The organism is Streptomyces sp. PT12, from assembly GCF_003311645.1.
In the GTDB taxonomy this organism is placed as follows: domain Bacteria; phylum Actinomycetota; class Actinomycetes; order Streptomycetales; family Streptomycetaceae; genus Streptomyces.
Genome location: NZ_QEST01000235.1, coordinates 24513 through 38316 on the forward strand (window position 1 = coordinate 24513; position 13804 = coordinate 38316).

The window sequence follows — 13804 nt, forward strand, 5'->3', positions numbered from 1 at the left end:
GGCTGCCGCCCCATGGCGCGGGCGCGAGCGGCAGAATTCCGCCATGACCGACGCAGGAGCCCACCGGCTGCTCAGCGAGCTCGCCCCGCTTCCCCACCCGCGCCGCATGCGCGAGCTCGCCGCCCGCGCCAGGCTCGCGGCGGGCCGGGGCGAGCTGCGCGACCTGGTCGAGGGCCTGGCCAGGCACGGCGAGCACGGCGCGCGCCTCGCGGTCGTCGCCGCCGCCGTCGGGCGCGACACGGGCTACCTGGCCAGCCGCCTCACCGACCTCGACCCGGTCGTGCGCGCCCGCGCGCTGGCCGCCGCGGGGCCCGCGGGCGTGGGCGACTACGCGATCGAGGTCGCCCTCGAGGACGCCCCTTCGGCCCTGCGCCACCGTCTGCTCGGCGCCGTCGTCGCCCAGGGCCGCACCCGGCTGGCCGACCAGCTCGTCGACGCCCACCGCGCGCGCTGGGGCGACGCCGAGGCCGCCCGCCTGCTGCCGGGCTGCGGCCCCGCCACGGTCGTCAGGCTGCTGCCCGAGCTGTTCCACGCGATATCCGGCTGGCGCGCCCTCGCCTCGCGCCACCCCGACCCGGTCATCGACGTCGCCGAGGCCCAGCTCGCCGCGCTCGCCCCGCCCTCGCACGGCGCGTGGTGGGCGCGGCACCACCCGGCCGTCGCCCAGGCGGCCGTCCGCCGCCCCGCCCGCGCCCTCGCGCTGCTCGAACGCCACGACCACGGCGCCGTCGACTGGCCCGGCTGGGCCGCGCTGCCCCGGCTGCTGGCCGTCGACCCCGGCCGCACGCTGCGCCTGATGCTGGCCCATGACCACCTCGCCGACCGCCGCACCCGCCGCCTCTCGCAGACCGCGCTGCGCCGCCTCGTCGCCCATGACCCGCCCGAGCTCGCCGACCTCGCGCGGCGCTGGGCCGCCACCCGCCCCGCGCGGTTCGCCGCCCTGCTGCACGCCCTGCCCCCCGGCCGCCGCGCCGCCGCCCACGCCGCCGCGACCGCCGACGCCCACGACGGCGGCGAACGCGGGATCCCCGACGCCGTGCTCGCCGAACTGCCCCGCGCCACCCGGCACATGGCGGCCAGGCGGCTCGCCGCCCGCGCCCGCGAGCGCCGCCTCGGCGAGGGGCCGCTCCTCGCCGCCATCGCGCACCTGCCCGTCGCCGAGGCCGAGCCCGCGCTGCGCGCCGCCGCCCGCCGCCCCGCCCCCGAGGAACGCGCCGAGGGCTGGACCCTGCTCATCCGCAACGCCGCCTCCTCCGGCGACCCCGACGCCCTCACCGCCCTGCTCGGACGCGCCGACGAGCTGCGCGACGAGCAGGACCAGGTCCGTTCCGCCGCGCTCAACGCCCTGGCCGCCGTCCACCCCGCGCTGTTCGCCGACGAGGCCGCGGACGGGCTCGACCGCGTCGCCGCCGACGCCCTCGCCGCGCGCGACTCCTCGCCCGCGGCCCGCGCCGCCCTCGGCCGCCTCGCCCTCGCGGTGCTGCGCGAACACGCCGCCACCGACCGGCGCGCCCTGCTCAGCTGGTCCCTACGCACCCTGGTCCGCATCTCGGGCCACACCGGGGACGCCGACCTCGGCCGCCTCGACCACACGCTGCGCCGCGGCCAGGAGCACCAGGTGTTCGAGGCGTTGCGGCCCTGGCTCGACGCGGGAGCCGAGAAGGCCGACCACGGGCTGACGTTCGCCCTGGCCCGCGCGGTGGGCCGCCGCGCGCGCGGCATGCCCGAGCTCCAGGAACTCCTGTGGCAGGCCGTCCAGTTCGGCACCGTCCCCACCGCCAGCACCGCCGTGGGGCTCTGGCTCGCCGACCCCGCCACCCGCGACGAACGCGTGGCCCGCGTGCTCGCCCTCGACGCCTCAGCCGCCGTTCTGCCGCCCGTGCTGCGCGTCCTCGCCACCCGCCGCACCGACCTGCTCGACACCGTGCTCGGGGACGCCCCGCCCCGGGGCCGTTTCCTTCCCGAGGGCGCCACCTGGCTGCCGCCCACAGGCCCTCACACCCGCCGCTGGCTGCCCCACCAGCGCCGGGCCGCCGCCCGCCGGTACGCGCGCGAGGCCGCCGCCGCCGACGTTCCGCTGCTCGCCCGCGCCGCCGCCATCGCGGCCCTGCCATGGCTCGACGAGCGCGGCGCCGCCGCCGTGCGCGGCTGGGTCCACGCCGACGAGCCCGCGCTCGCCGCGGCCGCCGTCGACGCCCTGGCCACCGGGCCAAGGCCTGGCGACGCGCTGCCCGAGCTACGCTCCCAGGCCCATGGGCCCCTGGCCGCGGCGGCCGTCCCCGCGCTCGCCAGGGCCGCCCGCCATGTGCCGCCCGCCCGGCTCGCCCCGCACCTGCGCGCCCTGCTGCTGCCCGAGCCCGGCGCGCCGTTCACCGTGCGGGCGGCCAAGGAGGCCGTGCGCGTCGCCGCCACCAGGCTCCCCGCGGCCGAGGCCGCCACGCTGCTCACCGAGGCGTTCGAACTCCCCGGCGCGCACCGGGACATCCGCGCCGCGTGCGCCGCCCACGCCGTCGGGCTGCTCGACGAGGGCCGGGTGTGGCGCGTCCTCGACGCGGCCGTGACCGACGGCGTCGCCGCCGCACGCGCGGTGCTGCGCGCGGGCCCCGGAGACCTCCCCGAGCGGCACAGGGAGCGCTACGCCCGGCTCGTGGTCGCGCTGTGCGCCGCCGACGACCCCGCCGTCGCCAACTCCGCCCTGCGCGCCCTCGCCCCGTGGGGCCCATGGGCCGACACCGCGACCGACGTGCTCAGCGCCGCCCTGACCGACCTGCGGGAAAGCGCCACATGGGAGTCGGCCCTCGCCGCCCTCGCGCCGCTGGCCCGCGCGGACGCCCGGGCGCGCGCGGCGTTCGCCGACGCCGTCACGCGCCTGGCCACCGTGGACGCCACGGGGGCGGGCGGCGATGGCCATGACCTCCCTGGCGGCCATGACCTCCCTGGCCGCCGCCGCGTCGAGGCGCTGGTCGGCCTGCTGGTGCGCGCCGCCGACCAGCAGGGCGACGCCGCCCGCCCCTTCGCCGCCGAGACCGCCGAACTCCTCGCCGGTCACCCCGAGTTCGAGGGCGAGGCCGCGCGGCTGCTGGTCGCCGCCCTGGACCTCGCGGCCCCCGGCGACGCGCTGGCCACGGCCCTGGGCAGGCTGGCCGCGCTCCACGAGCACCGCCCCGCGCTGGCCTGGCGCACCGCCGACGCGCTCGCCGACCGGCTCTGGGCGACCCACCCGCCCGCCGAGGGCGAGACGCTGACGGCCGCGGCCCGGCTGGCCGCCCAAGGCGGCCTGGCCACCGGCCTGTTCGCCGTCCGGCTGACCGACGCGGGCGGCACGCGCACCGGCTGGCCCGACCCCTGGCGCGAGCTGCTTGGCTATCTGCGCCGCCACCCGTGGCCCGATGTGCGCGACGCGGCGCTCGCCACCCGCGCCGCCCCACCCGCCTGAACGCGTGGGCACTTCGCGCGCCTGTGCGCCCGGTTGTCGGTGCCTCCTGCCACAATGCAACCGCGGCGCAGAGCGCGCCGGGAAAGCGGAGCGTTGATCGTGACAGAGTCCGTCGCAGGCCGGTCCATCGAGGACAGGATCGCCGAGGAGCTGGGCGTAAGGGAGGGCCAGGTGCGGGCGGCCGTGGGGCTGCTCGACGGCGGGTCCACCGTCCCGTTCATCGCCCGCTACCGCAAGGAAGTCACCGGCACGCTCGACGACGCGCAGCTGCGCGCCATCGAGGAGCGGCTGCGCTATCTGCGCGAGCTGGAGGAGCGGCGCGAGGCGATCATCGAATCGGTGCGTGGCCAGGGGAAGCTGGACGCCGCCCTCGAGGCGACGATCCGCGCGGCTGAGACCAAGGCGCGCCTCGAGGACATCTACCTCCCCTACAAGCCCAAGCGGCGCACCAAGGCGCAGATCGCCCGCGAGGCCGGGCTCGAGCCGCTGGCCGACGGGCTGCTCGGCGACCCGTCCGTCCAGCCATCGGCGGCCGCGGCCGCGTTCGTCGACGCGGACAAGGGCGTGCCCGACGCGGACGCCGCCCTCGCGGGCGCGCGCGCCATCCTGACCGAGCGGTTCGGCGAGGACGCCGACCTGCTCGGCGAGTTGCGCGAGCGGATGTGGACCAAGGGGCGCCTGGTGTCCCGGGTCAGGGACGGCAAGGAGGCCGCGGGCGCCAAGTTCGCCGACTACTTCGACTTCTCCGAGCCGTTCACCGAGCTGCCCTCGCACCGCGTGCTCGCGATGTTCCGCGGCGAGAAGGAGGAGATCCTCGACCTCACCCTCGAGCCGGAGGAGCCGTCACAGGAGCCTGGCCCCACGTCGTTCGAACGCGCCATCGCCCACCGCTTTGGCATCGCGGACCGCGGCCGCCCTGCCGACGCGTGGCTGGCCGAGACGGTCCGCTGGGCCTGGCGCACGCGCGTTCTCGTCCACCTCGGGATCGACCTGCGCACCCGGCTGCGCACCCAGGCCGAGGACGAAGCCGTCGGCGTCTTCGCGGCCAACCTCAGGGACCTGCTGCTCGCCGCCCCCGCGGGCACGCGCCCCACCATGGGCCTCGACCCCGGCCTGCGGACCGGAGTCAAGGTCGCCGTCGTCGACGCCACGGGCAAGGTCGCGGCCACCGACACGGTCTACCCCCACGCCCCGCAGCGGCGTTGGGACGAGGCGCTCAAGACGCTGGCCGCCCTGGCCGTCGAGCACGGCGTCGAGCTGATCGCCATCGGGAACGGCACGGCCTCGCGCGAGACCGACAAGCTGGCGGGCGAGCTGGTCGCCCTGCTGCCCCAGCAGAAGCTCACGCGCATGGTCGTCTCCGAGGCGGGCGCATCGGTGTACTCCGCGTCGGCCTTCGCCGGGCAGGAGCTGCCGGGGCTCGACGTCTCGCTGCGCGGCGCGGTGTCCATCGCCCGCCGCCTCCAGGACCCGCTGGCCGAGCTGGTGAAGATCGACCCCAAGTCCATCGGCGTCGGCCAGTACCAGCACGACCTGTCCGAGGTGAAGCTCTCCCGCTCCCTCGACGCCGTGGTCGAGGACTGCGTGAACGGCGTGGGGGTCGACGTCAACACCGCGTCGACGCCGCTGCTGGCCAGGGTCTCGGGCATCGGCTCCACCCTCGCCGAGAACATCGTGGCGCACCGTGACGCCAACGGCCCCTTCCCCGACCGGAGTTCGCTCAAGCAGGTGCCCAGGCTCGGGCCCAAGGCGTTCGAGCAGTGCGCGGGGTTCCTGCGCGTCCGCGGCACCGACCCGCTCGACGCCTCGGCCGTGCACCCCGAGGCATACCCCGTGGTGCGCCGTATCGCGTCCTCCTCGGGCACCGATGTCCCGGCCCTCATCGGGAACGGCTCGGTGCTGCGCGGCCTCGACCCGTCCGCGTTCGTCGACGAGACGTTCGGCCTGCCGACGGTCACCGACATCATCAAGGAGTTGGAGAAGCCGGGCCGCGACCCGCGCCCGGCGTTCAGGACCGCCCGCTTCAAGGAGGGCGTGGAGAAGATCGGCGACCTGGCGCCCGGCATGGTGCTCGAGGGCGTGGTGTCCAACGTCGCGGCGTTCGGCGCGTTCGTCGACGTCGGCGTCCACCAGGACGGCCTGGTGCATGTGTCGGCTATGTCGAAGAAGTTCGTGTCGGACCCGCGCGAGGTCGTCAAGCCAGGCGACATCGTCAGGGTCAAGGTGCTCGACGTCGATGTGCCGCGCAAGCGGATCTCCCTGACGCTCCGTCTCGACGAGGAGCCGGGCTCGCCGGGTGGCGGGCGAGGGCGCGGGGAGCGGGGCGAGCGGGGCGAGCGGGGCGACCGCGGCGGGCGCGAGGAGCGCGGCGGCCGGGGCGGCGGGGCCCCGCGCCAGCGCGACCGGCGCGGCGGCGGGCGCGAGGGCGGCAGGGGAGGCGGCCAGCGCCGCGACGCCCCGCCGGTCAACAGCGCGATGGCCGACGCCCTGCGCAGGGCGGGCCTGCTCAACTCCGAGCGCGGCAAGCGGTAGTCCCTGGCCGGGAGGTCCACGGGGCCAGCCCGGTGCCGTCGTGGGCACCTCTAGGACGAGGCCCGCACTGTCCCCATGGACGGTGCGGGCCTTTGCCCGTTCTGTGTGATGCCTTCGGCGCGTGCGTCCTGACGTATCGCCGCCGCGGCGTTGCCTGGACCTGGCGGGCCCAGCGCGCGAGCCAGCCGGTGCGGATGTGGATCGCCGTCATGGCGGCCCCTGATATCGCCCATGGCGTCCACCCGGTCCGGGTCTTCGCGTATGCGAAGGCGGGGCAGGGCTGTTGCCAGACCGGCGGGTAACAACTTACGGTGCCGTAACCTACGGAGACGTAGGTACTTCGCCAGTGAACGACCCGCAGGAGCCCTCGTGACCATCGACGCCACCCCCATAGCCAGGCCGGGCGAGTGGAGCGACACCCGGCTGATCTACGCCCTGGAGGAGGTGGTCGAGCGGGAGTTGAACCGCCACCTGGCCGTCGCGCGCGACTGGATGCCGCACGAGTACGTGCCCTGGAGCGAAGGCCGGAACTTCGACGGGCCGCTCGACGGCGAGCCCTGGTCCATCGAGCAGTCGAAGGTCACCGACATCGGCCGCACCGCCCTGGTCGTCAATCTGCTGACCGAGGACAACCTCCCGAGCTATCACCACGAGATAGCCTCGATCTTCGGCCGCGACGGCGCGTGGGGCACCTGGGTGCACCGCTGGACTGCCGAGGAGGGCCGCCACGGCATCGTGATGCGCGACTACCTCCTCACCACCAGGGCCGTCGACCCGGTCCAGCTCGAGAACTTCCGCATGGCCCACATGTCCGAGGGCTTCGAGTCCGACAACCAGCACTCGATGCTGCACTCCGTGGCCTATGTCGCCTTCCAGGAGCTGGCCACCCGCATCTCGCACCGCAACACCGGCCGTGAGTCCGGTGATCCGGTGTGTGACCGGATGCTGGCCAGGATCGCCACCGACGAGAACCTCCACATGGTTTTCTATCGCAATCTCCTGCGCGCGGCGTTCGAGATCGCCCCCGACCAGGCCATGCGCGCGGTGCGCGACGTGGTCGTCGGCTTCCGCATGCCGGGCCATGGCATCCCCGGATTCGAGCGCGCCGCCGCCCGCATGGCCATCGGCGGGATATACAACCTGCGCATCCACCACGACGACGTGCTCCAGCCCGTGATCCGCTTCCTGAAGGCGATGGACCTCGCGGGGCTCGGCCCCGAGGGCCGCAAGGCGCAGGAGGAGCTCGGCACGTTCATGGACGGCCTCGACGCCGAGGCGCGGGTGCTGGAGGAGCGGCTTGCCGCCCGCCGCGCCCGCCTCGCCGCGAGGGCCGCGCGCGCCGAGGGCTGAACGCGGTTGCCCGGGCCAGGCGATCAGGTCTACGCTCGAGCCTGGCCCTGTCGCCGTCCCCGGGAGCCCCGTTGAAGATCTGAGGTCGCGGACACCGTGAGCCCGCGAGGCCCCGTGCGTTCAGCCCCCGAGCTGACCCCGCGGCGGCCACGCCCTCGCGCACGACCTCGGACGTTTCCGGCGCCTTCCCGCCCGTTCTCCTCCGAATCGCCAGCCCAGGTCCGGGCCCGGTGTCTCCATGTGTCGCTGATATCCCCCTTCACGCACACCGGAGAGCCCTCATGTCCACCCTGACCACCCATGTCTCGTGCCACCGGGTGACGTTCGCCTGGCCCGATGGCACCCCTGTCCTCACCGACTTCGACCTGGCCGTCGGTCCGGGCCGCACCGGTCTTGTCGGTCTCAACGGCACGGGCAAGTCGACCCTGCTGAGGCTGGTCGCGGGCGAGCTTTCGCCCCTGTCCGGCACCGTCAGGGTCAGCGGCGAGGTGGGCCACCTCCCGCAGAACCTCGCGCTCGACGCCGCCCTGCCCGTCGACAAGGTGCTCGGCATCGCCGACACGCGCGCCGCCCTGCACGCCATCGAGGCCGGGGACCCTGACGAGGCGCACTTCGCCGTCGTCGGCGACGACTGGGACATCGAGGAGCGCACCCGCGCCACCCTCGACGAGCTCGGCCTCGCGCACATCGGCCTCGACCGCACGGTCGGCGAGGTCTCGGGTGGCGAGACGGTGCTGCTGTGCCTGGCCGCCCTGCTGCTGCGCCGCCCCGACATCCTGCTGCTCGACGAGCCGACCAACAACCTCGACCTCGACGCCAGGCGCCGCCTCCACGACGCCGTGAGCGCCTGGCAGGGCGTGCTCGTCGTCGTCAGCCACGACCGCGAGCTGCTCGAACACGTCGACCAGGTCGCCGACCTGCGCGACGGCGAGGTCCGCTGGTTCGGCGGCACGCTCTCCGCCTACGAGGAGGCCCTGGCCGTCGAGCAGGAGGCCGCCGAGCGCATGGTCCGCGTCGCCGAGGCCGATGTGCGGCGGCAGCGGCGCGAGTTGATCGAGGCGCACGACAAGCTGGCGGGGCGCGCCCGCATGGCGAGGAAGGCGTTCGAGAACAAGCGCGAGCCCAAGATCGTCATGAACGCCCGCAAGCGCTCGGCCCAGGAGTCAGGGGGCAAGCACCGCATCCTGCACGAGGAGCGGCTCGCCGGTGCCAGGGAGCGCCTGGCCGAGGCCGAGAGCGCGGTGCGCGACGACGACGAGATCCGCGTCGACCTGCCGCACACCGCCGTTCCGCCGCGCCGCCGCGTCCTCACCCTGGACGCGGTGGAGCTGCGCTACGGCGCGCGGGCCCACCTGGAGGTCCAGGGCCCCGAGCGGATCGCGCTGGTCGGGCGCAACGGCGCGGGGAAGACCACGCTGCTGCGCACCGTCGCCGGCGAGCTGGCGCCGGTCGCGGGGGAGGTGACCGCGCATGTGCCGCTGCGCTATCTGCCCCAGCGCCTCGACATCCTTAACGAGTCGCGCTCGATCCTGGACAACGTCAGGGAGCTGGCGCCCGGCGCCGACGTCCAGCGGATCAGGGCGCAGCTGGCCCGCTTCCTGTTCCGCAAGGGCCGCCCCGACCAGCGGGTGGGCACGCTGTCGGGCGGCGAGCGGTTCCGGGCGTCGCTCGCGGCGCTCATGCTGGCCGAGCCGGCGCCTCAGCTGCTGATGCTGGACGAGCCGACGAACAACCTCGACCTGAACAGCGTCCGCCAGCTCACCACCGCCCTCGAGTCCTACCGGGGCGCGCTCGTGGTCGCCAGCCACGACGTTCCGTTCCTGCGCGGGATCGGCATCACGCGCTGGCTGCGCCTCGACGGCGAACTCGCCGATGAGGAGCCGCTGTAGGCGGTTGTAGGCGGATTGCCGGGGCGGCCCGGCGATGGGCGTTCCCCTGGGGCGCGCCCCTCGCCGGGCCCCGGCTCCGGTCAGCTCATCTGGGTCGCCTGGAGCCGCGCGTACGCGCCCCCGCGCCGAAGCAGCTCGGCGTGGGTGCCGATCTCCGAGATCCGGCCGTGTTCGAGGACCACGATGCGATCGGCGCCCCGCACCGTGGAGAGCCGGTGCGCGACCACGAACACGGTCCTGCCGCGCATCAGCCGGTCCATCGCCTCCTGCACCAGCGCCTCGGAGCGCGTGTCCAGGGCGGAGGTGGCCTCGTCGAGCACCAGGATCCTCGGGTCCCTGATCAGCGCCCTGGCGATGGCGATCCGCTGCCGCTGCCCGCCGGAGAGCCGGGCGCCGCGCTCCCCGACGACCGTGTCGAGACCCCGCGGCAGCCGCTCGACGAACTCCAGGGCGTTGGCGTCCCGCAGCGCGTCGCGCACCGCCTGGGTGTCGACCTCGGTCATGCCGTAGCCGACGTTCTCCCCGATGGTGCCCTCGAACAGCACCGACTCCTGGGGCACCACCGAGAGGAAGCGCCGGTAGGTGCGCAGGTCGAGGCTGCCCATGTCGACGTTGTCCAGCAGGATCCGCCCCTTGGTGGGCCTGATGAAGCCGATCAGCAGGTTGAGCACCGTCGACTTGCCCGCCCCCGAGGCGCCCACGAGGGCGACGGTCTCCCCTGGTGGCACCGAGAGCGTGAAGTCGGTGACCGCGGCGGCCGATCCGTCGGCGTCGTAGGCGAAGCTGACCCCTTCGAAGTCGATGCGGCCCTTGACCGCGGAGACCTGCGTCTTGCCCGCGTTGACCTCCAGGTCGGGGGCCTGGAGGACCTCGCCGGCCGAACGGACCGACTCAAGGCCCTTGGTGATGATGGGCGCGAGCCCCATCATCATCGTCATCGACCCGGTCAGGGTGGTGAAGAACGTGCTCAGCATGACCACGTCCCCGGCCGTGATCGGCAGCCAGGCGTAGTAGCAGATGAGGGCGGCGCCGGAGAGGAAGCCGATGCTGATCACGTTCAGCAGGATCCAGGCGAGCGCCCCGAAGTGGCCGTTGAGCAGGTCGAGCCGTATACCCGCGGTGAGCACTTGGCGCAGCGTCCCGTCCACCCGCCCGAGCGCGGCCCGTTCCAGGCCGTGGGCGCGGGTGACCGGGATCAGGCTGGTCATCTCGCCGACGCGGGACGACAGTTGCTCGACCTGTCTGCGGAACTTCTCGTTGTGGCTGCGCAGTCTGCCGCGCAGCCTGCGGATCAGCAGCGCGGTGGCGGGGACCACCACGAGGAACGCGGGCAGCGCCGCGGGGACGCGGACCGTGATGACCGCGAGGCCGCCGACGAGGGTGATCAACGCGGCAAGCCCCGTGTCCGCGCTCTGCTGCACCGAGACCTCGATGTTCTCCACGTCCCTGATGACCTTGGTCTGCAACGCGCTGGCGCTGACCCGGGAGTGGTAGCCGATGGAGAGCTCCTGCATGCGGCGGCAGAGCGCCGACCGCAGCCCCGTGCCGGTGCGGCGGATGCTGCCGTGCATACAGCGGACATACAGGAGATGGGTTGGGTAGTTGAGCATCAGGACCACCACGAGCACGATCGTGTTGGCGCCGAGTTCGGAAATGGGCCGCTTCTCCACGACGACGTCGATGATGTTCGCCGTGACCAGGGGAAGCAGCCAGACGGGGCTGTGCTTGACGATGAACGCTAAGACGGCGACGAACAGCCGGATGCGGTCTCCGCGGAAGAGGTAGGCGAGCGTGCGGACCGGGTGTTCACCCTGGTAACGATGCTCGAGGGGGCCTTGCGGCAGAGCCATGACGACGGACTCCAACGTCCTGGGGATTCAGTCGGAATGACCTTGCCCCTGATACGCGTCGAACACTCGCCGAAATGTCGATAGGGAAAGGGTCTGCCCCTTTTGCTTCTGGTTCAGGATAATTCATATACATGGTGATAGTAGTCATGGCGGCCGTCGCGTGCGCCAAAACGAACGAATGCTTCGCTCCTTGTCGGTGCGATTTCTCATCTTGCTTGTCTTCACGTCGCATGACGAGCACACACCGGCGCTCACGCCGTCGCGGCGGTCCGCCGCGCGTTCGCAACGGTGCGCCCGTCCGCTCGGGTGACGCGTGGGTCGGGCGGCGCCCGCGGAACGCGCCGCGCGCCCGCCGGCGCAACGGGACCGCGCATCCCCGAGCCGGACCCGCCTCGGTCGTAAATCGATCAGAAATGAAACGAGTTGATCGGGGTGCGCCTCATATGTGGCGAGTTACGCTCACTGGGTCATGTCGCCGTGGCACATGCCAACACTCGATACGAGGGGGAGCCAGCGCGCAGCGAGACGATGGGAACGGGAGACCATGGAAAGTCGATCAGGCGCGGCGGCGTTTCCTGGGGCCGCCGAGGCGCCGACCCACACGGGGGTCTGGAGGTTCACCGTCGCGCCCGTCGACGTGTCGGTGCCCGAGGTGCGCCACGCAGTGCGCGACCTCATCGCGCGGCGGGGCGCGCCGCTCTCCCGCGACGCGGTCGACGGCGCGCTGCTGATCGTCTCCGAGCTGGTGACCAACGCCGTGCGGCACGCCGCGCTGCTCACCCCGCGGATCGGCGTCGAGGTCACGCTCGACGCCCACTGGCTGCGCCTGTCGGTCGAGGACGGCCACCCCTATCGCCCCAAGGCCCTGCACGCCGACCCCGATAGCCAGGGCACCGGCGGCCGCGGGCTGCTGCTCGTGCAGGCCACGGCCCTTGACGCGGGCGGCGACTGCGGCGTCGACGCGACCGCGACAGGCGGCAAGGTGGTGTGGGCCGCGCTCCCGCTCGACCGGGCCAGCTGACCCGCCCCGGTCGCCCGGCCCATTGGGCTCGCCCCCTCACCAGCCGCCCGAGGCCCCCGTCAGCTCCCTGATCGCCGGGCGCGCGGCGTCGAGCACCGTGGGGAACCAGGCGGAGAACGCCCCGTCCTCGCGCATCCGGTCAAGCTCCCGCGGGCTGACGAACGCCGTCTCCATCACCTCGGCCGGATCCGGCTTCGGCGGCGCGGTCACCAGCCCGGCGAAGAGGTGGTTGTACTCCTGCTCGACCAGACCGGAGCCCGGGTCGGGGTGGTTGTAGCGCACGGTCCCCGCCTCGCCGAGCAGCGAGGGGGCGATCCCCAGCTCCTCGGCGGTCCGCCGGGTGGCCGCCAGGAACGGCGGCTCGCCGGGGAACGGGTGGCCGCAGCACGTGTTGGACCAGACCCCCGCCGAGTGGTACTTGGCGAGCGCCCGCCGCTGGAGCAGCAGCCGCCCCGCCGTGTCGAAGAGGAAGACGGAGAAGGCCCGGTGCAGGCGCCCCGGGGCGCGGTGGGCCGCGAGCTTCTCGGACGTGCCGACCGTCGCGCCCTCCTCGTCGACCAGCTCAAGCATGACCGGGTCCGCCGCGACGGCGGTGCTGCGGGGCATGTCCACGTTTTCCCTGGCATTTCTCTCGATGTCGGTCCTTCGGTCGCGGCCAGTTGGCCGCACCGGTCCGGTCGCGGAGGCGATCCTCGTCAGGGGTGGAGCAGGCGCCAGCCATCCCAGGCCGATGCCACCATCTCACCCAACGCGCGCTCCGCTGTGAACCCCAGTCTCTCCCTGGCCAGATCGGCCGACGCCACCACGCGCGCCGGGTCGCCCGGGCGCCGCGCGGCGACCCGCGGGGTCAGCTCGGGGTGGCCCGTGACCTCGGCCACCAGCTCGGCCAGCTCGCGAACCGAGACCCCGCGGCCCGTGCCGACGTTGACGGTCAGGTCGCCGGCGGCACCCGCGGCGGGCGCCGCCAGGTGCCGCGCGGCCACCAGGTGCGCCCGCGCCAGGTCGGCGACATGGACGTAGTCGCGCACACACGTGCCGTCGGGCGTGGGGTAGTCGTCGCCGAAGATCTCGGGGCGCTCGCCCCGCGTAATCCGCTCGAAGAACATCGGGATGACATTGGCAGCCCCGGCGTCCGCGAGCTCGGGCCTTGCCGCGCCCGCGACGTTGAAGTACCGCAGGCACACCGTCGCGATGCCATGCGCCCGCCCGGCCGCCCTGACCAGCCACTCGCCCGCAAGCTTGGTCTCGCCGTAGGGGCTCACGGGCTGGCACGGCGACCGCTCGGTCACCAGGTCGGGAACGCCGCCGTCGCCGCCATCGGGCGTGCCGTAGACCGCGGCGGACGAGGAGAAGACGAAGCGCCGCACCCCCGCGGCGGCCACGGCGTCCAGCAGCACGGTCAGCCCGTGGACGTTCTCCCGGTAGTAGAGCAGCGGCTCGGCCACCGAATCCCCGACCCGCTTCTTGGCTGCCAGGTGCACGACCCCGGTCACCGCGTGCCGCGCCAGCGCCGCGTCGAGCAGCGGCCGGTCGAGCACCGAGCCGGTCACCAGCGGCACATCCGCGCCAAGGCGTGTGGCCACCCCGGTGGAGAGGTCGTCGAGCACCACGACGGACTCGCCATCGGCCCGCATCGCCTCCACGACGTGCGCCCCGATGTAACCGGCACCACCGGTGATCAACCAGGTCATGGCGGCAGCCTAACGTCTGTGCCGCACACGTCGAT

The 13804-nt window shown here is 74.0% G+C and carries 8 protein-coding genes; 5 read left to right on the plus strand and 3 right to left on the minus strand.

All coding sequences use genetic code 11. The features are described 5' to 3' along the window. Nucleotides 1-43: 43 nt before the first annotated feature. The 4 genes from DEH69_RS24380 to DEH69_RS24400 all read left to right on the plus strand — a co-directional run bounded on the left by DEH69_RS24380 (nt 44) and on the right by DEH69_RS24400 (nt 9207). A complete protein-coding gene (locus DEH69_RS24380; RefSeq protein ID WP_113689131.1) occupies nt 44-3436 on the plus strand; it encodes a hypothetical protein in 3393 nt (1130 codons plus the stop codon). A gap of 99 nt (nt 3437-3535) precedes the next feature. Beyond that, nucleotides 3536-5968: a Tex family protein gene (locus tag DEH69_RS24385; protein WP_258534923.1), complete on the plus strand. Its 2433-nt coding sequence runs from the start codon at nt 3536-3538 to the stop codon at nt 5966-5968. 369 nt (nt 5969-6337) lie between these two features. Next, entirely contained in the window at nt 6338-7318 is a 981-nt protein-coding gene (locus tag DEH69_RS24395; protein ID WP_258534924.1) for an acyl-ACP desaturase, read from the plus strand. A 281-nt stretch (nt 7319-7599) separates the two neighbouring features. Beyond that, the gene (locus DEH69_RS24400) at nt 7600-9207 is read left to right on the plus strand and encodes an ABC-F family ATP-binding cassette domain-containing protein (protein ID WP_113689135.1); all 1608 of its coding nucleotides are present in this window, start codon (nt 7600-7602) and stop codon (nt 9205-9207) included. Nucleotides 9208-9287: 80 nt separating this feature from the next. On the opposite strand, the gene DEH69_RS24405 is transcribed toward DEH69_RS24400, so the two are convergent. Further along, nucleotides 9288-11057, minus strand: coding sequence for an ABC transporter ATP-binding protein (locus DEH69_RS24405; RefSeq protein WP_113689320.1), 1770 nt, complete (start codon nt 11055-11057; stop codon nt 9288-9290). A gap of 544 nt (nt 11058-11601) precedes the next feature. Here DEH69_RS24405 and DEH69_RS24410 point away from each other — a divergent pair. Further along, nucleotides 11602-12078: an ATP-binding protein gene (locus DEH69_RS24410; RefSeq protein ID WP_258534925.1), complete on the plus strand. Its 477-nt coding sequence runs from the start codon at nt 11602-11604 to the stop codon at nt 12076-12078. 36 nt (nt 12079-12114) lie between these two features. Here the strand turns inward: DEH69_RS24410 and idi are convergent, their stop codons facing one another. After that, nucleotides 12115-12684, minus strand: coding sequence for an isopentenyl-diphosphate Delta-isomerase (gene idi, locus DEH69_RS24415; protein WP_258534926.1), 570 nt, complete (start codon nt 12682-12684; stop codon nt 12115-12117). 89 nt (nt 12685-12773) lie between these two features. Further along, nucleotides 12774-13769, minus strand: coding sequence for a UDP-glucose 4-epimerase GalE (gene galE, locus DEH69_RS24420; RefSeq protein ID WP_113689136.1), 996 nt, complete (start codon nt 13767-13769; stop codon nt 12774-12776). Nucleotides 13770-13804 lie beyond the last annotated feature (35 nt).